18 protein-coding genes are annotated in these 18,622 nt (G+C 67.6%); 5 read left to right on the top strand and 13 right to left on the bottom strand.

The genetic code is table 11. From position 1 onward, the window contains the following. Positions 1–10: 10 nt before the first annotated feature. The 5 genes from ACWIGM_RS29110 to ACWIGM_RS29130 form a co-directional block, all read right to left on the bottom strand. Positions 11–463: a VOC family protein gene (locus tag ACWIGM_RS29110; RefSeq protein ID WP_454029475.1), complete on the bottom strand. Its 453-nt coding sequence runs from the start codon at positions 461–463 to the stop codon at positions 11–13. A gap of 400 nt (positions 464–863) precedes the next feature. Then, entirely contained in the window at positions 864–1,652 is a 789-nt protein-coding gene (locus ACWIGM_RS29115) for an amino acid ABC transporter ATP-binding protein (RefSeq protein WP_454029476.1), read from the bottom strand. Beyond that, positions 1,637–2,305 (bottom strand): amino acid ABC transporter permease, encoded by a 669-nt coding sequence (locus ACWIGM_RS29120; protein WP_454029477.1) that lies wholly within the window; start codon positions 2,303–2,305, stop codon positions 1,637–1,639. The genes ACWIGM_RS29115 and ACWIGM_RS29120 overlap by 16 nt, the downstream gene beginning before the upstream one ends. Positions 2,306–2,372: 67 nt before the next feature. Then, positions 2,373–3,185: a transporter substrate-binding domain-containing protein gene (locus ACWIGM_RS29125; protein ID WP_454029478.1), complete on the bottom strand. Its 813-nt coding sequence runs from the start codon at positions 3,183–3,185 to the stop codon at positions 2,373–2,375. 59 nt (positions 3,186–3,244) lie between these two features. Then, positions 3,245–4,945 (bottom strand): thiamine pyrophosphate-binding protein, encoded by a 1,701-nt coding sequence (locus ACWIGM_RS29130; protein WP_454029479.1) that lies wholly within the window; start codon positions 4,943–4,945, stop codon positions 3,245–3,247. A gap of 105 nt (positions 4,946–5,050) precedes the next feature. Between ACWIGM_RS29130 and ACWIGM_RS29135 the strand changes: the two genes are divergently transcribed. The 5 genes from ACWIGM_RS29135 to ACWIGM_RS29155 all read left to right on the top strand — a co-directional run bounded on the left by ACWIGM_RS29135 (position 5,051) and on the right by ACWIGM_RS29155 (position 10,379). Beyond that, positions 5,051–5,806 carry an IclR family transcriptional regulator gene (locus ACWIGM_RS29135; RefSeq protein ID WP_454029480.1) on the top strand — a complete coding sequence of 252 codons (756 nt, stop codon included), beginning with the start codon at positions 5,051–5,053 and terminating at the stop codon, positions 5,804–5,806. A gap of 48 nt (positions 5,807–5,854) precedes the next feature. Beyond that, on the top strand, positions 5,855–7,444 hold the full coding sequence (locus tag ACWIGM_RS29140) for a sensor histidine kinase (protein WP_454029481.1): 1,590 nt from the start codon (positions 5,855–5,857) through the stop codon (positions 7,442–7,444). Then, positions 7,437–8,180, top strand: coding sequence for a response regulator (locus tag ACWIGM_RS29145; protein WP_454029482.1), 744 nt, complete (start codon positions 7,437–7,439; stop codon positions 8,178–8,180). The genes ACWIGM_RS29140 and ACWIGM_RS29145 overlap by 8 nt, the downstream gene beginning before the upstream one ends. Positions 8,181–8,379: 199 nt before the next feature. Then, positions 8,380–8,952: a TRAP transporter small permease subunit gene (locus tag ACWIGM_RS29150; protein ID WP_454029666.1), complete on the top strand. Its 573-nt coding sequence runs from the start codon at positions 8,380–8,382 to the stop codon at positions 8,950–8,952. Next, complete coding sequence (locus tag ACWIGM_RS29155) at positions 8,949–10,379, top strand: TRAP transporter large permease (protein ID WP_454029483.1); 1,431 nt, start codon at positions 8,949–8,951, stop codon at positions 10,377–10,379. The genes ACWIGM_RS29150 and ACWIGM_RS29155 overlap by 4 nt, the downstream gene beginning before the upstream one ends. 24 nt (positions 10,380–10,403) lie before the next feature. On the opposite strand, the gene ACWIGM_RS29160 is transcribed toward ACWIGM_RS29155, so the two are convergent. From ACWIGM_RS29160 to ACWIGM_RS29195, 8 genes are all read right to left on the bottom strand, one after another. Beyond that, on the bottom strand, positions 10,404–11,459 hold the full coding sequence (locus ACWIGM_RS29160) for an NAD(P)H-dependent flavin oxidoreductase (protein WP_454029484.1): 1,056 nt from the start codon (positions 11,457–11,459) through the stop codon (positions 10,404–10,406). Positions 11,460–11,589: 130 nt separating this feature from the next. Next, positions 11,590–11,820: a tautomerase family protein gene (locus tag ACWIGM_RS29165; RefSeq protein ID WP_454029485.1), complete on the bottom strand. Its 231-nt coding sequence runs from the start codon at positions 11,818–11,820 to the stop codon at positions 11,590–11,592. 24 nt (positions 11,821–11,844) lie between these two features. Then, a complete protein-coding gene (locus tag ACWIGM_RS29170) occupies positions 11,845–12,555 on the bottom strand; it encodes an SDR family NAD(P)-dependent oxidoreductase (protein WP_454029486.1) in 711 nt (236 codons plus the stop codon). Between the two features lie 149 nt (positions 12,556–12,704). Next, positions 12,705–13,640 carry a LysR family transcriptional regulator gene (locus ACWIGM_RS29175; protein ID WP_454029487.1) on the bottom strand — a complete coding sequence of 312 codons (936 nt, stop codon included), beginning with the start codon at positions 13,638–13,640 and terminating at the stop codon, positions 12,705–12,707. A gap of 83 nt (positions 13,641–13,723) precedes the next feature. After that, positions 13,724–15,442 carry a Na/Pi cotransporter family protein gene (locus ACWIGM_RS29180; protein WP_454029488.1) on the bottom strand — a complete coding sequence of 573 codons (1,719 nt, stop codon included), beginning with the start codon at positions 15,440–15,442 and terminating at the stop codon, positions 13,724–13,726. A 259-nt stretch (positions 15,443–15,701) separates the two neighbouring features. Next, on the bottom strand, positions 15,702–16,385 hold the full coding sequence (locus ACWIGM_RS29185; protein ID WP_454029489.1) for a transglutaminase-like domain-containing protein: 684 nt from the start codon (positions 16,383–16,385) through the stop codon (positions 15,702–15,704). 19 nt (positions 16,386–16,404) lie between these two features. Continuing rightward, positions 16,405–17,007, bottom strand: coding sequence for a 2-hydroxychromene-2-carboxylate isomerase (locus ACWIGM_RS29190; protein WP_454029490.1), 603 nt, complete (start codon positions 17,005–17,007; stop codon positions 16,405–16,407). A 5-nt stretch (positions 17,008–17,012) separates the two neighbouring features. Next, positions 17,013–18,620 carry an acyl-CoA carboxylase subunit beta gene (locus ACWIGM_RS29195; protein ID WP_454029491.1) on the bottom strand — a complete coding sequence of 536 codons (1,608 nt, stop codon included), beginning with the start codon at positions 18,618–18,620 and terminating at the stop codon, positions 17,013–17,015. Positions 18,621–18,622: the final 2 nt, after the last annotated feature.

An 18,622-nucleotide genomic window follows, 5' to 3' on the forward strand; every position in this document is an offset into this window, starting at 1 on the left:
CGCGGAGCGATCAGCCCTGCGGCGGCTTCCAGTCGCCGGACGGAATGGTGTTGACCATCCAGGGGACGCCGAACTTGTCGACCAGGGAGCCGAAGCCGGGCGACCAGAAGGTCTCGCTGAACGGCATCACCGCCCTGCCGCCGTCGGCCAGCTGCTCGAACCAGCGCTGGCCTTCCGCCTTGTCGTTGGTGTGCAAGGTGACGTCGAAGCCGTTCTTGGGCTTGTCGACATTGGGAGCCCAGGCGGTGTCCATGTCGGCGCCCATCAGCGCCTGGTCGCCGACATCGAGCCAGCAATGCATCAGCCAGTTCTTGTACTTGCCGTCGGTGTCCGGCATGCCCATGCCGGGCGGGGCATCGCCGTAAGGCATGGCTGCGGTGATCTTGCCGCCCAGCACCTTGGCGTAGAACTCGAACGCCTCGCGGCATTGGCCCTGGAAACTCAAGCTGGTCACGATCTTCATGGTCGTCTCCTCTTTCTGTGTGCCCGGCGCAGGTCAGGCGAGGTTGCTGCAGCCCCGGGCGCCTGGTTTGTCCGTCCGTCTGAGCGCCATCTCGAGAACCTCGTCATCGCCGAGCAGCGAGACATAGAGCCTCGACATGGCTTCGGTGCGACCGCCCCCGGAACATCAGGAATGGCTGCATCGCGAGCATGAGCGCTGCTTCTCGACCGCACCTTTGAGAGTGCGGTCGTCGGCGCAGCCGCGGCTCGCGATATAGATTGATATCAACGTAATTACGCCCGGGATGTCAACCTCCCAGGTGGCGGTCGTCGGCTCGCTGGTCGCGCTGCTCGGGTTCAGGATCGGCCGTGCGGGTTCTTGTCGTGCGCGCTCCGGCCGATGTCTCAGGGGCTGCTTCGCCTCAATCGTTGATGATCGCCCGCAGGAAGCGGCGGGTGCGCTCCTGCGTCGGATTGGTGAAGAAGCTCCGGGCCGGCGCTTCCTCGACGATCTCGCCGGCGTCGAGCAGCATCGCCCGGCTGGCGACGCTCTTGGCGAAGCCGATCTCGTGGGTGACCACGACCATGGTCATGCCGTGGTCGTGATGGACCTGGCGGATCACCTGCAGCACCTCCTCGCGCATCTCCGGATCGAGCGCCGAGGTCGGCTCGTCGAACAGCATGAGCGTCGGCTGCATCGCCAAAGCGCGGGCGATCGCGACGCGCTGGCGCTGGCCGCCCGAGAGCTGGAACGGATAGGCATCGGCCTTGTCGGCCATGCCGACGCGCTCGAGCAGCCGCCGGCCTTCATCATTGGCCTCGCGCGCTGATTGGCCGAGGATCTTCATCGGCGCGATCGTGATGTTCTGCAGCGCGCTCATATGCGGGAACAGGTTGAAGTTCTGGAAGACGAAGCCGGTCGAAAGCCGGATCTGCTGCAGCTCCGCCGCGCTCGCGGTCGCGACATTGCGGCCGCCGACCGAGATCTCGCCGGCATTGATCGTCTCCAGCCCGTTGATGCAGCGCAGCAGCGTGCTCTTGCCGCAGCCGCTCGGCCCGCACAGCACCAGCACTTCGCCCTCGGCGACGTCGAGCGAGAGCCCGTTGAGGACCTTGACCGCGCCATAGGATTTATGGACGTCGCGAATGCGAATGAAGCTCTTGGCCGCCGGCGCGGCGGCGGTCGCCACCACTTTCAGATCGGTTGCCATTTCTGCAGCCTTTCGATCATCCGCATCATGATGGTGTAGCCCCAGATCAGCGCGACATAGAGCAGCGCCGCCCCGGTGTAGAATTCGAGCGGGCGGAAGAACTGCACCGTCAGCTCCTGCGCCCGGAACATCACCTCGGGCACCGCGATCAGCACGGTCACGGTGACGTTCTTGATCACGGTGATGTGGACATTGGTCAAAGAGGGCAGGGTGGCGAAGAAGGCCTGCGGCAGGGTGATGTAGCGCATCACCTTCCAGCGCGAGAAACCGAGCGACTGCGCCGCCTGGACCTGCGTCTGCGGGATCGCCTCGAGCCCGCCGCGGAAGGCTTCGCAGGCCAGCGCCGCGCCGTTGAGCGAGAGCGCGATGACCGAGCTCATCGTCGGCGAGAACGAGGCGCCGGTCAGGATCGGCAGGACGTAATGGATCCAGATCAGCAGCACCACCACGGGCAGCGTGCGGAACAGGTCGACGAAGACGACGGAGACGCCGCGCACCAGCCGGCGGCGCGACATGCTCATCGCGGCGAGCACGACGCCGATCAGGGTCGAGAACAGGATAGCCGGGAAGCTCGTCCACCAGGCATGCCAGAGGCCGCCGGCGAGATACGGCCCGTAATCGCTGAGAACGCCGAACTGGAAGGTGTAGTTCATGTCCTGACCCGATCGGGACTGCAGGCGAGGCGGGACGCGCCGGGGCGCGGTGCGTCCCGGGACGAGATCAGCGCGGCCCGGTGGCCAGCTCGGGCGGCAGCTTCCACTTCTCGGCGAGCGTGCGATACCAGCCGCGCAGCTGCATCGCCCGGACATAGGTGTTGAGGAACACCACGAGGTCGAGATCGGAATAGCGGACGGCGTGGTTCATGCTCGTCCACTCGGTCTTGTCGGCGGCGAAGCGGATGTTGCGCAGCTCGGTCGGACGCTCCTCGGCGCGCATCGCATTCGAGACGGAGTCGCCGATATAGGCCGTGGAGCGGCCCTGCATCACTTCCAGCACCGCCGCGGCGGTGTCGGAGAGCGGGTTCACCTTGGCGTTCTTGAAGGTCCGCTGGGCGAATTGCTGGGCGGCCGTGCCGCTGACCACCGAGACGGTGTTGCCCGCCTTGTCGAGATCCTCGAAGCCCTGCACCGGGCTGTCGGCGCGCACCATCGCGGTCGAGGACAGGTAGCCGATCGGGTCGGTGAAGGCGACGGCAGTGGCGCGCTCGGGGGTGGCGCCGAGGCCGCTCATCACCACGTCCCATTGCCCGGCCTGAAGCCCGGCGACCAGCCCGCTCCAGGTCGTGTTGACCAATTGGACCTTGATCCCGGTCATCTGCTCGAAATTGCGGATGTCGTCGGCGATGAAGCCCTCATACTCGCCGCTCTTCGGATTGAGCAGGACGAAGCGGTTCCAGGGCGCGACGCCCACGACCATCTTCTTGTCCTTGATGATCCGGTCGAGCGTCGGCCCCGCCTTGGCGGCCGAGGCCGAAAGCGCGGCGATCGCGGTGATCGCCACGGCCATCGTCATCGCTGCAATGCGTCTCAACATGGTCTTCCCCTCCCTGTTGCGGGCCGTCTCTGCGGCAGCCCCTTGCTGGCTCGCGAACCTCAGTGGACGGCGTCGGCGGCGAGGATGCTCTCGAAGCCGACGATCGGCGCGGTGGCGTCGGGATCGATCACGACGTCGAGCACGTAAGGCCCCTTCGCCGCCTGGCCGCGGGCGAGGCCGGCGGCGATATCGGCCGGATCGCTGATGCGCTCACCCCCGCATTTCAGCGCGCGGCCGAGCTCGGCGAAATCGATGTCGAGGAAGTCGCATTCGAGATAGCGGCCCATCACCTTCTGCTCCCAATGGCGCTGGAAGCCGAGCGTGCCGTTGTTGAAGACCACGACCAGGACCTCGACGCCGTAGCGCGCGGCGGTCTCGAGCTCGTTGAAGACATAGCCGAAGGCGCCGTCGCCGGTGACGCAGACGATGTTGAGCGAGGGATCGGCCAGCTTGGCGCCGATCGCCGCCGGCAGGCTCCAGCCGATGCCGCCGGTGCCGCGCGGCGAGAGGATGAAGCGGCCGGCCTTCGGCACATCGATATGGCTCATCGCCCAGCCGGTGACATAGCTCGCATCGGTGACGATCAGGGTCTTCCCGTCGGCACGGGCTGAGATCTCGGCAAGCAGCCGCTCGGGCCGGATCGGCACCTGGCCGGAGGTGGCGACGGGCCTGAATTCCTCGCGCCAGTCGCGTGTCAGGCTATCCAGGCGCTCGCGGCCGCCTGCGTCGGTGCGCGCCAGCCCATGCTCGGCGCAATGGGCGAGGAGGTCGCGCAGCGTGTCGCGGACATCACCGACCATCGCGATGTCGGTCGAGAAGTTGCGGCCGATCTCGGCCGGGTCGATGTCGAGATGGATCAGCCTGGTGCCGGGCTTGGGCAGGGTCCAGTCGCTGTAGCAGAGCTGCCCGGTGCGCGAGCCGAGCACGAAGACGACATCAGCCTCGGCGAACAGCGTGTTCGAGATCCGGCCGCGGCCATAGCGCCCGCCAGTGGTCGAGCCGAGCGGGCCGGCAGCGAGGGGATGGGCATCGGGGATGGCGCCGCGCCCGGTCATCGTCGTCGCGACCGGCATGTCGAACAGCTCCGCCAGGAGGCGGACCTCCTCCTCGGCGCCGGAGATGATCGTGCCGCCGCCGGCGATCAGCAGCGGCCGGCGCGCCGAAGCCAGCAATTGTGCGGCGCCGGCGATCGCTTCCCGGTTGGCCCGGACCCGGTTGGCCGGGAAATGGGTATAGGCCGGGTCGGCAGAGGTCTCGGCCTCGGCCTCGGCCGCCATCACGTCGCCGGGGCAGAGCAGCACGACCGGGCCGGGGCGCCCCGTCGTCGCGATCCGGAAGGCCTTGCGCACCGCGTCGCCCGCCTGCTCCGGCATGTCGATGCGGATGACCTCCTTGACGTAAGGGCTGAGCGCCACGGCGTGGTCGAGTGCGCTGCTGGCATGCTTGTTCTTCAGCCGCAGCGCATGGTCCTGCACCAGCGCGACCACCGGAACGGAGGAGCGCTGCGCCTCGAGCAGGCCGGTGATGAGATTGGTCGCGCCGGGGCCGAAGGTCGCCGCGCAGACGCCCGGGCGGCCGGTCACCTGGGCATAGCCATGCGCCATGATCGCCGCATGCTTCTCGTCGCGCACCGTGACGATGCGGGTGAAGGATCGATCGACCGCGTGGAAGACGTGGATCGGGTCTTCCATGCCGAACAGGCACGTCACCCCATGGCTCTTCAGGGTCGCGTAGAGCAGCGCGCCGCCGGTTCCTCGCATCGTCGTCTCCCGTTGACGTCTTGTTTGTGTTGCGTATTATGCAACATGTTGTTTATTCATCGTGGCGGCGCTTTGCCGCCGCGTCAAGCCGCAATGCGAGGCCCGATGAAGTCGATCGAGAAGGCGGTCAGCGCCCTGCAACTCATGGTCGAATCGGGCGGCGAGCTGCGGGTCGGCGATGTCAGCCGCCACCTCAAGGTCAATCGCAGCACCGCCTCGCGCCTGCTCGCTTCGCTGGCGGGCGGCGGCCTGATCGAACAGGATCCGCTAACCCAGCGCTATGGCGCGGGAATCCTCGCCGTCCAGCTCGCCGCCGGCTTCCATCGCAAGTTCGACCTGGTCGAGCAGGCGCAGAAGGACATGGAGGGGCTAGCCCGCGAGACGCAGCACACGGTCTGGTTGGGAGTGCTCTCCGGCGCGGAGGTCGTCGTGCTCAAGACGGTGCGTGGCTCGCAGCCGATCCAGTTTGCGGTCGAGCCCGGTCACAGGCTGCCGGCCCATGCGGCGGCGATGGGCAAGGCGCTGCTCTCGCTCAAGCCTGATCAGGAGATTCGCGGCCTGTTCGAGGGGCCGCTGGCTCCCACCACCAGGCAGACGCTGCACTCGGTCGACGACCTCTTGCGCGAGCTCGCGCTGACGCGCCTGCGTGGCTATGCGGTCTCCGATCAGGAGCTCTTCGACGGTGTGAGGGCGGTCTCGATCGCGCTGACGGAGCGGCACAAAGGGACGTCGATCGCGGTCAGCGTCTCCTATCCGCTGTTTGCCCTGACCGGCGGCGACGATCGCCTGATCATCGAAACCCTGCTCGCCTTCGGCCGCCATTTCGGCGCCCGCATCGGCGATGCCCGCTGGACACGCTGAGCCGGCTCGCTGGCGCGCGAGGGCGCCAGTCTGTAAGCGGTGATGCAGGTGAGGGCAGGGCGCGCGGCGCGGCGGATCGTGGCAGGGGAGCAGAAGCAGCTTCTGAGACTGGCGCTCGGCACGGGCGACGCGGGCTATGCCGGCATGCTCGTCCTCGTTCTGGGGGCGACCGCTCTGGCCGGGCTGATCGTCTGGTTCGCGCCGCTGGAGAGCGTCTCGGCGATCTACATGCTGCCGGTGCTGGTCGCCGCGATCCGCTACGGCACCGGCCCGGCGATCGCCGCCGCGCTGCTCGGCGCGGTGATGACCTCCCTGTTCTACCCGCCGCTGTTCAGCGTGCTGGTGTTCCGGCCGGCGCAGATCATCGACCTCGTCGCCTCGCTGGCGGTGGCGCTGACCTTGGGCTGGCTTGCCGGCCATCTGCGCACCGAGATGGTCAAGGTCCGCGAGGAGGAGCGCCGTATCCGCCAGCTCTATCGCCTCAGCAGCGAGATCGCCGGCGCCGTCGACGTCGCGGCGATCTATGACATCGTCGCCGCCCATATGGCCGACCTGTTCGGGCGCGAGGTGGCGCTCTTCGTCGCCGCCGATGGCCGTTCCTGGCGCATGATCCGCGCCCCGGCGGCGGGAGCGCCGGTCGAAGCGCTCGGGCGCGCGGTCGAGAGCTTCACCAGCCGGACCGGCGACGCCGGAGGGGCGGAGGTCGAGGTGCTGGCTCTCGGACCCGAGGCGCATTGGCTGCTCTGCAATCTCGGCGGTCCGGACCGACCGAAGGCGGTCCTCGCGGTGCCGCTCGGCAGCGATGACGTCGGCGCGACCGACACGGTCGTCGCCCAGGCCCGCTCCATCCTCGCCGAAGGCGAAAAATCGCTCGAGCGGCTCGGCCTGAGCCGCGCGCTGGAGGAGCGGCAGCTGCGGCAGCGCAGCGATGCCCTGCGCGACATCCTGATCGAGGCGGTCTCGCATGAACTGCGCACGCCCGTCGCCGGCATTCTGGGCTCGGCGAGCGTGCTGTCGGTCGCCTCGCCCGTCGCTTCCGAGCCCCGCCTGTCCGATCTGTCGAAAGCTATCGCCAGCGAAGCCGGCCGCCTCGACCGCCGCATCCAGAATCTGCTCGACGTCACCCGTATCCGCGCCGGCGCCCTGCAGCCGCGCTTCGACGAGCTCGACCTGGCAGATATCGTCAATGCCGCATTGGACAGCGCCGCGGAGCGGTTGGCTGGCCGCAAGGTCGTGCTTGATCTGGCGCGGGACCTGCCTTTCGTCCGGGTCGATCCGGTGCTGGTCGAGCAGGCGCTGGTCAACATCCTGGAGAACGCCGCCAAGTTCGCGCCGGACTCGGCGCCGATCGCGATCGGCGCCAGCGAACGCGACGGCAGGCTGGTGGTGGAGGTCCGCGATGAAGGGCCCGGTCTCGACCGGCACGAGGCCGAGCAGATCTTCGAGCGCTTTCATCGCGGCGAGCGTCATGCCGATATTGCCGGCGGCAGCGGTCTGGGGCTTACCATCGCGAAGACCTTCGTCGAGGCGAATGGCGGCGCCATCGAGCCGCTGAGCGAAGGCCCGGGCAAGGGCACGACGATGCGGATATGGCTGCCGCTCGCAGCGCGGCGCGTGAAGGAAAGCGGTGATGACTGAACCCCGGCAGCAGGCTGGCCCGCTCGTCCTCGTGGTCGACGACGAGCCGCAGATCCGGCGCTTCCTCAAGACCGGCTTCGAGATGCAGGGCTTCCGCATCGCCGAGGCCGAGACGGCCAAGCAGGCGCTCGAGCTCGCCGTCATGCGCCGGCCGGATCTGGTCGTGCTCGATCTCGGCCTGCCCGATGCCGACGGTGCGAGCGTGCTGGAGGCGCTGCGCGGCTGGTTCCACGGCGCGGTCATCGTCCTCTCCGTCCGCAGCTCGGAGGAGGAGAAGGTCGCGCTGCTCGAGAAGGGCGCCGACGACTACGTCGTCAAGCCTTTCGGCATGGCCGAGCTCCTGGCCCGGGCCCGGGTCGTGCTCCGGCGCGTCGCCCAGCCGGGCGCAGCCGAGCCGGTGCTGCGGGTCGGCAGGCTGACGGTCGATCTCGCCCGGCGCCTGGTCAGCCTCGACGGCAGCCCGGTCGTGCTCTCGCCGAAGCAGTTCGCGCTGCTGCGGGTGCTGGGCAGCCATCACGGCAAGGTTCTGACCCATCGCCAGCTGATGAAGGAGCTCTGGCCGCAGGACCCCGACGAGGACGTGCAGTATCTGCGCATCCTGATGAAGAAGCTGCGCGACAAGATCGAGCCCGATCCGGCCCGCCCGGCCTATCTCGTGACCGAGCTCGCCATCGGCTACCGGCTGAGGACGCAGGAGCAGCTCGACGCCATCGGCTATGCGCAGGCTATGCGCTAGCCCGGTTGCCGACATGGAACGGCTAAGCGCGTAGCTGCTAGCGACGAGGTCCGAGAAGCACGCGGGGACGTGCCCGGAGCCGGGAGCAGAAGCAATGGTGGGCCTGAAGGGCGTCCCGCCGCGCCGTCGCGCGGCGCAGCATGGCGCTGGGGAATCCTGAATGTTCAAGCTTTGGTTGGCGCTCGCCACGGTGGGCGGCATGGCAGCCGTGGTCGGCATCGCCTGGACCTTCTGCCGCCAGCTGATGCCGCTGGCGCGGGCGATCGACAAGCTCGGCAGCTCCCTCGGCGTCATCGCGAGCTGGCTCGTTCTGCTCGCCTGCCTGATCAGCGCCGGCAATGCGACGATCCGCTATGTCTTCTCCTACAGCTCCAACGCCTGGCTGGAGCTGCAATGGTACATGTTCGCGGGCATGGTGCTGCTCGGCTCGGCCTATACGCTGCGGGTCAACGAGCACGTCCGCGTCGACCTGTTCTACGGCGCGGTTTCTGACCGGATGCGGCACTGGATCGATCTCGTCGGTGGCGCGGTGTTCCTGCTGCCGATGTGTCTGGTGATGATCTGGTTCACCTGGCCCTGGTTCGTGCAGTCCTGGACGCTGAACGAGGCCTCCAACAACGCCGGCGGCCTGATTCGCTGGCCGGTGATCCTGCTCCTGCCGGTCGGCTTCACCCTGATTCTGCTGCAGGGCCTCTCCGAGATGGTCAAGCGCGCCGCAGCGCTGCGTGGCTTCCACCAGCACGAATACGCTTACGAGAAGCCGCTGCAATGATCGACGCCATCCGCGCCAATCTCGGCCCCATGATGTTCGGGGGCCTGATCGTCTTCCTGCTGATCGGCTATCCCGCAGCCTTCTCGCTCGCGGCGGTCGGGCTGTTCTTCAGCTTCATCGCGATCGAGATGGGGGTGATCGCGCCCCAGTACATGGGCAATCTCACCTTCCAGCTCTACGCGATCATCTCGAACGACCTTTTGCTCTCGATCCCGTTCTTCACCTTCATGGGGGCGGTGCTCGAGCGTTGCGGCCTGGCCGAGGACCTGCTCGATTCGATCGGCCAGCTCTTCGGCAGCGTCCGCGGCGGCCTGTCCTATGCCGTGATCTTCGTCGGCGCGATCCTCGGCGCCATCACCGGCACGGTTGCAGCCTCGGTCATCGCCATGGGCGTGATCTCGCTGCCGGTGATGATGCGCTACGGCTACAACATGCAGCATGCCACCGGCGTCATCGCAGCTTCCGGCACCATCACGCAGCTGATCCCGCCCTCGCTCGTCCTCGTCGTGCTCGCCGACGTGATGGGCAAGTCGGTCGGTGACATGTATGCCGGCGCGATCGGCCCCAGCATCGTCCAGGTCGCGCTGTTCTGCATCTGGGTCGCCATCCTCAGCATCATCAGGCCCGCCCAGGTCCCGGCCCTGCCGCCGGAGGCGCGCACGCTGAAGGGCTGGGCGCTCGCGATCAAATGCGTCCGCGGCATCGTGCCGTCGGCGGCGCTGATCTTCCTCGTGCTCGGCACCATCTTCATGGGCCTGGCGACCCCGACGGAAGCGGGCGCCATGGGCGCGGTCGGCGCGCTCGCTTTGGCTGCGATGTATCGCACGCTGACCTGGAAGCTGACCTATCAGGCGATGTCCTCGACCATGCGCATCACCGCGATGGTGACGATGATCCTGATCGGCGCGCGCGTCTTCAGCCTGGTCTTCCAGGGTGTCGGCGGGGGCTTGTGGATCGAGCATATGCTGACCGGGTTGCCCGGCGGTCAGGTCGGCTTCCTGGCCTTCAGCATGGTGTTCGTCTTCTTCATCGCCTTCTTCCTCGATTTCTTCGAGATCGCCTTCATCATCATCCCGCTGCTGACGCCGGCGGCGGCGAAGCTCGACATCAATCTGATCTGGTTCGGCCTTCTGGTGTGCGCCAACATCCAGACCTCGTTCATGCATCCGCCCTTCGGCTTCGCGCTGTTCTACCTGCGCGGCATCGCGCCCCCGACGGTGAAGAGCCGCGACATCTATCTCGGCTCGATCCCCTGGATCGTGCTGCAGCTCATCCTGGTCGCGCTGATGATCGCCTTCCCGGAGATGGTGACCTACTGGCTCGACAAACCGGTGGCCGTCGATCCCGCGGCGCTGGAGCGGCAGCTCAACAACATGCCCGGCCTCGGCACGATCGAGCTCGACGGGTTGAGCCTGCCCAAGCCCTGAGCGGCTAAGGCCCCGCTGTCGCCCTCAAGAATCGAGGCCGGCGAGCATCCGCGTCAGCGCCGCCGAGGACATCGGCCTGGCGAGCGGGAAGGCCTGGCCGGCCCAGAGCAAGGTGAAGTCGTCGCGGCCGGCCGCCTCGGCGGCGCTGCGCAGCGGGCCGAGCGCCGTACCGGCGGTCGGGAAGGCCGGGGCGAGCTCGGAGATCGGGCCGAGCTCCGCCATCGCGCGATTGACGATGCCGCGCGCCGGCCGGCCGGTGAACAGGTTGGTGAGCGCGGTCGGTCGATCACTCATGCCGAGCGCCTTGCGATAGATCGGCGAGATGCTCGCTTCCGGCGTGAACATATAGGCGGTGCCGACCTGGACGGCGGCTGCCCCGAGCGCGAAGGCTGCTTCCACGCCACGGCGGTCGGTGACGCCGCCGGCGGCAATGACCGGGACGGAAACGGCGTCGACGACCTGCGGCACCAGCGCGAAGGTGCCCACCTGCTCGGAGATCCTGTCGTTGAGGAAGATGCCGCGATGGCCGCCGGCCTCGGCGCCCATGGCGATGACGGCGTCGACGCCGTGCTCGGCGAGCCAGCGCGCCTCGGGCACGGTGGTGGCGGAGGCGATGATCCTGGCGCCGGTGCGCTTCACCCGCTCGAACAGCTCGAGCGCCGGCAGGCCGAAATGGAAGCTGACGACCTCGGGGCGGTATTCCTCGACGACACCAGCAAGGGCGGCGTCGAAGGGCGTGCGTCCGCTCGGCGTCTTCGGCATGTCCGGATCGAGCCCGGCCTCGGCATAGTAGCGGTCGAGGTGCTTCAGCCAGGCCGCCTGCCGCGCTGGGTCGTCGGCCGGCGGCGTATGGCAGAAGAAGTTGACGTTGATTGGCCGGCGGGTCGCAGCCCGCACCTTGTCCAAGGCGGTTCGTAAGCCCGCCTCGTTGTATTGCGCGCCGGCCAGCGAGCCGAGGCCGCCGGCTTCGCTGACGGCGATGACCATCTCCGGCGTCGAGGCCAGGGCCATCGGCCCCTGGATGATCGGCAAGTCGATGCCGAACAGGTCGAGCAGTCGCGCTTGTGCGGTGCTGGTCATGATCGTTCCTCAAAAAGGCCGGACGGGCAGCGGCCAGTGTCCGCCGCGGCCCGCCGATTTCAAAGGCGAAGGTCAGCCCAACCGCAGTGCAGGATTGAGCGAGACCGGTTCCGGATGGCTGGCGGCGAGACTAGCTCGCCGCGCGCCGCTTGCGGTACTCCGCGGCGGGCAGGCCGCCCCAGCCCCAATTGTCGAGCTCGACCTCCTCGATCACGACGAAGGTCGCCTCGAGTGGCTTGTTCAGCACGTCGAGCAGGAGTTGGCTGGCGCCGGCGATGAGCCTGGCCTTCTCCTCGGGCGTGACCGAGGAGCGGCCCGGGCCCGAGCCCTCGCGCGTGACCTGGATGGTGACGATCGGCATGGAAGCCTCCTTCTCGGCTTGGCGTCAGTGGCCGGCGCTCTGGCCGCCATCGACGTGCAGGATCTCGCCGGTGACGAAGGGGGCGCTCTCCAGGAACAGCACGGCGTCGACGATGTCCTTGATCTCGCCCATGCGCTTGACGGGATGCAGGTTGGCCAGGAACTCATGCGTCTGCGGCGCGTGCATCGGCGTCTTGATGATGCCGGGCGAGACCGCGTTCACGCGGATGCCCTGGGTGGCGTATTCGACCGCCAGCGCCTTGGTCGCCGAGTTGATGCCGCCCTTGGTGAGATTGGCCAGCGCGGCCGGGACACCGGCGATCGCATGATCGGTCAAGCTCGTGGTGATGCTGACGATGTGGCCGGAGCCCTGCTTCAGCATGGTGGCCGCGGCCTGCTGGGTGACGTGGAAGAAGCCGGCGAGATTGGTCGCGATCTTGGCCTGGAAGTCCTGTGCCGTGTAGTCGGCGAAGGGCTTTGCGATGAAGATGCCGGCATTGTTGACCAGCGTGTCGACGCGCCCGAAGCGGGCAATCGCCTCGCGAACGACCGCTTCGGCCGTGGCCGGGTCGGCGATGTCGCCGGGAACGGCGAGAATGTCCGGGTCGCTGCCCTGCCTGATCGAGCGCGATGTCGCGACGACCCGGTAGTTGCGGTCGCGGAAGCCCTTGACCAGCGCGGCGCCGATGCCCTGCGAAGCACCGGTGATGATGGCGACCTTCCGTTCGTTGCTCATGATGATCCTCACTGTTTCGTCAGCGAGCAGGATTGCCGCTGATGGCCTTGTCCGGCCTGGTGAGGGAAATCTGGAGTATCGCGCTGCTTGATTGAATGTCCGCTGCTCGGCGGTCATTCTTCCCTGGATCGGAAGAATAGCTCAGGACATCAGGCGTCCATGGCGACCGCTTCGGCCGATAGCCGGGCGAAGGCGGCGCGCAGCGGCGGGACCGCAAAATCCAGGAAGGCGCGGACCTTCGGGACAGCGTTTCGCCCTTGCGGCATCAGCAGGGTGACCGGCCTCGCCGGCGGCTCGGCATCGCGCAGCAGGAGGCGGAGCGAGCCGTCCTGGATCCGCTCGCCGACATGGTAGCTGAACAGGCGTGTGACGCCGAGGCCGTCGGCGGCGGCCCCGCGGGCGGCGCGCACGCTGTTGACGATCAGGCGCGGCTTGAACTGGACCGAGCGGGGTACGGAACCGCCTTTCGCCGGCGGGAACACCCAGGAATCGCGTCCGAAATCGGTGCAGGCGATGATGGTGTGCTTGAGGAGGTCGCTGGGCTCGTCGATGCGCGGATGCTGGGCGAGGTAGCGCGGCGAGGCAACGATGACGGGTTTGACGCCGCCGCCGATATGGACCGCCGTCATCGCCGAATCCGGCAGTTCGGCGATCCGCAGGGCGATGTCGATGCCCTCCTCGACCAGATTGGCGAGGCGCACGAGCAGGACGAGATTGACGGTGACGGCCGGGTAGGCCTCGACGAAGGTGTCGATGATCGGGCGCAGGATCTCCTCGCCGCTGATCGGCGGCGCCGTGATGGTCAAGGTGCCGCGCGGGGCGGCTTGCTCGCCGGCACCGACCGCATCGAGCTCCTGCAGGTCGGCCAGGACACGGCGGCAGGCGATGGCATAGTGCTCGCCGATCTCGCTCAGCCGGATCGAGCGGGTCGTACGGTGCAGCAGCGGCGCGCCGGCCTGTTGCTCCAGGAACGCCACGGCCCGGCTGACGGCGGCCGGAGAGCGGCCGAGCAGGCGTCCCGCCCCGGCGAGGCTGCCCTCGTCCAGCGCGGCGATGAATACCTTCATCGCGTCGATGCGATCCATGATGCTCCCGAGCCTCAGGCCTTAAGCTCGGTCAATCCCGCGGGCTGTCAAGCGCAGGCGGCGCCAGCCCAGGCCTCGCCGCGTCAGGCCGGCTTGTGCGGCAGAGCGAGGCCATAGCTCTCGTCGGCGGGCTGCTCCTCGGCCTTGCGCAGCCTGGTATCGCTGAGCTCGTCGGCCGCCTCCAGGATCGGATAGGCGATCGAGGTGATGTGGCCGTGGATGCGCTTCAGGTCGCGCAGCACGTCGAGATGGATCGAAGAGGTCTCGAGCGACTCGGTCACGCCGCTGCGCAGGCGCTCGTAATGCTTCTCGGTCGCCATGCGCTCGGCGACGCGCATCGCGCTCTTCTCGTCGAAGAGCTGGCGGGCGAGGGTGATGTCGCGCGAGGCGAGCACGTTGAGCGAAAGCTGCAGGCTGTGGCTGACCCGGGCGTGGAAGGCGCGGATCTCGGCCAGGCCTTCTTCCGAGAAGCGGTAGCGCTTGCGGATCTTCTTTTCCGCCAGTTCCCGCAGGTTCTTGTCGATGATGTCGCCGATATGCTCGAGATTGGTCGTCGCGGTGATGATCTCGAACAGGCGCCGGCTGTCCTCCTCGCAGAGCGGACGGCGCGAAAGCTGGACGAGATAGAGCTTGATCGCCTCGTGGATCGTGTCGACGCCGTCATCGGCCGCGGCGATCTCGCGCGAGAGTGCGAGCTTGTCCTGCTCCAGCAGGATCAGCAGGTCCTTCAGCATGGCGCCGACGCGGTCGCCGAGATGCAGGGTCTCGCGCTGGGCGCTGGCGAGCGCTTCGGATGGGCTGTCGAGCAGGCTGGGGTCGAGATAGAGCGGGCGCGTGCGCGTCTCCGCTTCGGGCGCAGCCGGGGTCAGGCGCGTGATCAGCGCCGCGATCGGGCCGGTGAAGGGCAGGAAGGCGAGGGCGCCGACGATGTTCAGCGCCAGATGGATCTCGACCGCGAGACGTGTGGGGTTCTGCGAGAGCTGTGAGAACCACCCCGCCAGCGGCTTGGCGAAGGGGATGACGACGAGCGCGATGATGATGCGCGTCAGCAGGTTGGCGAGCGCGACGCGGCGCTGCACGACCGGGGCGCCGAGCTGGTCGATCACCGGCACCAGCGCATTGCCGAGATTGGCGCCGACGATCAGGATCAGCGCGGTCGGGGCCGGGAACAGCCCGCCGGCCCAGAACGAGGCGATCAAGAGGACGATGGCGAGGCTCGAATGGGTCAGCCAGGTCGCCGCCACCGTGATCGCGATGGCGAGCAGGGGCTCGCTGGCCAGAGCCTCGAACGCCATTCGGAAGACCGGCGATTGCGCCAGCGGCGCCGAGGCGGTCTTGAGCTCGGCGAGCGAGAGCAGGATCAGCCCGATGCCGACGATCAGGCGGCCGATATTGCGGGCGCGGTTCATCGCCTCGTTGGCGAGATAGAGCGTCACGCCGACGGCGAGGCACGCCCCCCAGATCCAGCCGAGCTCGAACGAGACCAGGAAGGCCGCCAGCGCCGTGCCGATATTGGCGCCGAGCAGAACGGCGAAAGCCATGGGGAGGCCGATCAGGGCCTGGCCGGCGAAGGAGGAGAGCAGCAGCGTCGTCGCCGTCGAGCTCTGCAGGATCAGGGTCACCACCGCCCCGCTCGCCATGGCCGAGACGCGGTTGCCGGTGAAGCGCGCGATCGCCTGCCGCAGCGACGATCCGAAAGCTCGCGTCGCGCCCGTCCGTACCAGCCTGACCGCCCAGATCAGCAGCGCCACCGAACCGGCGAGATGGATCAGGATGGCGGTGGTGCTCTCGGCGGCGTTCATCGTGGGGAGGGCGCTCTTTCGGCGGAAATCGGGAGGGACGAAGCGGCGGATTATGCCGCCAAATTCATTAGCCGTCTTATAAAATCGGCGAGGGAAATGGTCTACTTCTCTCGCATGTGCACTGGAGTGGAAACGGTCGTCGCACGCTCAAAAGCGCAAGCGCCGGCGGCCGTGGCGATCCACGACAACGCTGGCGAAGCTGTCTTCCTAGCCGGTCAGTGTGGAAGAATTGAGGTCGCGGCCTGCGCAGCGCTGACGGCTATGCGGCCGGAGTTGGCTTCGACTGGGATTTGCTCGCAAGGGCGGCGCGTTCGGCGGCCATCGCCGCGATCAGGCGCGGATAGGCCTCCTGCATGGCGTCGCGGAAAGCCTCGAACGGCATGTCGTCATGGTCGCCGCGGTCGAGCACGTAGTCCATGTGCTGACGCCCTTCCGCGTCGAAGGGCTGGAAGATCGAATCGGTGCTGCCGTCGAAATCAAGCGGCTCGACGCCGAAGCGGGCGCAGAAGGCAAGGTCGAAGGCCGGCGTCGCCTTGACCCAATGGCCTTCGAGATGGAGCAGCGTATAGGCGTGCCAGCGGAAGACGTCGCTGCCCATCAACTCGAGAATGCGCGGCGAAGCCAGATGGTTGCGGACATCGGCGAAGCCAACTCGCGCGGGGATGCCGGCGGCGCGGGCGACCGCCGCGAGCGTTAATGCCTTGGGTACGCAGAACGAACCCTTCGCCTCCAGGCAGCGCGAGGCGACGAAGATGTCGCGCTCGATGCCGAAATAGCGCAGGTCGTAGGGAATGGCGTCGCGGACAGCGTAATAGAGCCGCACGGCGCGGTAGCGGTCCAGGCCGGTGCCGGCATGTTCGTCGACGAAGGCGCGGATCGCCGGCGCATTGGCATCAATGAAGGGCGTGGCCTTCAGCGCCCCGGCGAGCCTGTCGTCGCTCATCGCACCCTCCAGTCTGCGGTCAGCCACGCGGATGCTGCAGCCGCCAGGCGATCTGCGGCAGGCGGTCGGCGCCGAAGAAGCTCTCGCCGTCGAGCGTCACGAAGGGCACGCCGATCAGGTTCGCGGCGCAGGCCTCGTCCACGGCTTCGCCTAGGCGCTGGCGGCCCTCAGGTCCGTCGATCATGGCGCGGATCGTCTCCGAAGTCTCGTCCGCAAGACTGGGCAGGGCGGCGAGCACGGCCGGATCGGTGATGTCCTCGCCCTTGGCGAAGAAGGCTTCGAAGATCTCACTCGCCAGGCGCAAACCGTCCTGCGGCCGTGTCGCGGTCCAGGCGTGGTAGAGCCGGCCGGCGAGATGGGCGGAAATCTGCAGTGGATCGGGGACCCGGAACGGCAGGCCGAAGAATTCGGCCGAGCGCGTCACGTCCTCGAGGAAATAGCGCCGCCGCGCCGGCGTCTCCAGCGGGTTGATGACGCCCTGCCGCTTGAACACCGCCCAAAGCAGGATCGGCCTGAGTTCCAGCACTCGGCCGTGCTCTTCGGCCAGCCGCGCCAGCGGACGAAGCGCGAAATAGGAATAGGGCGAGGCGAAATCGAGATAGAGGCGCAGCGGACCCGGCATGGCCATCAGAACCGGAAGACGCCGTAGCCGGGCGGGCCGAGCGGCGCGTTCAGCGAGGCCGAGATCGCCACGCCGAGTGCATTGCGGGTGTCGAGCGGGTCGATGATGCCGTCGTCCCAGAGCTCGGAGGTCGAGTAATAGGCCGAGAGCTGCTCCTGGTAGGCCTTGCGCGTGTCCTCCCAAAGCTGGTCGATCTCGCTCTGGTCGACCGCGCCGCCATTGCGCTTCATCTGGTTGGCCTTGACCTCCGCCAGCGTGTTCGCCGCCTGATCGCCGCCCATCACGCCGATCTGGTGGTTCGGCCAGGAGAACAGGAAGCGCCCGTCGAAGGCGCGCCCGCACATGCCGTAATTGCCGGCGCCGAACGAGCCGTTGCACATCACGGTGAACTTCGGCACCCGCGAGCAGCTCTGCGCCATGATCATCTTGGCGCCGTCCTTGGTGATGCCACGGCGTTCGTATTCGCGCCCGACCATGTAGCCGGTGATGTTCTGCAGGAAGACCAGCGGCGTGTTGTTCTGGTTGCAAAGCTCGATGAAATGCGCGCCTTTGATCGAGGAATCGTTGAAGAGTACGCCGTTATTGGCAAGAATCCCGACCTTGAAGCCCCAGATATTGGCAAAGCCGCAGACCAGCGTCGTGCCATAGTTCGGCTTGTATTCGTGGAAGCGGCTGCCATCGACGACACGCGCGATGATCTCGCGCATGTCGAAGGCCTTCTTGATGTCGTCGGGCACGATCCCGTAGATCTCGGCGGGATCGTAGAACGGCTCCTCCGGCGCCTCGCGCTGCGCCTCCCAGCGCGGCAGCCGGTCCCATTGCGCGACGATGTCGCGGCCGATCTCGATCGCGTGCTCCTCGCTGTCGGCCGGGTAGTCGCAGGTGCCCGAGACGCTGGTGTGCATCTCGGCGCCGCCGAGCTCCTCGACCGTGACGTCTTCGCCCGTCGCCGCCTTCACCAGCGGCGGGCCACCGAGGAAGACCGCGCCGGTGCCGCGCACGATGACGCTGTAGTCGGAAAGCCCCGGAATATAGGCGCCGCCGGCGGTGCAATGGCCGAAGACGAGAGCGAGCTGCTTCACGCCCATCTTCGACAGCAGTGACTGATTGCGGAAGATCCGCCCGCCCATATAGCGGTCCGGGAACAGCTCCGACTGCAATTGCAGGAAGCCGCCGGCGGAATCGCAGAGATGCACGACCGGCAGCCGGTTCTCCATGGCGATGTCGAGGGCGCGGACGATCTTCTTGACCGTGAGGGGATACCAGGCCCCGCCCTTCACCGTCGGATCGTCGGCGCGGATCATCACCTCGCGGCCGGAGACCATGCCGATGCCGACGATCGAGCTCGCCGAGGGCGATTCTCCGCCATAGGCCATGTTGGCGGCGAGCGAGGACAGCTCCAGAAAGGGTGTGCCGGGATCGAGCAGCATCTCGATGCGCTGGCGCTGCGGCATCTTCTGCTGGCGGGCGAGCCGGTCGAGATCGCGCTGAGGGCGGGCGTGGCGCGCGGCCTCCTGCTTTGCCTTGAACTCGGCGACGAGGCGGCGGTTATGCGCCTCGTTGCGACGGAAGTCGGCGGAGGCGGTGTTGATCGACGATTGCAGTCTGGACATCC

The organism is Allobosea sp. NPDC055332, from assembly GCF_053645455.1.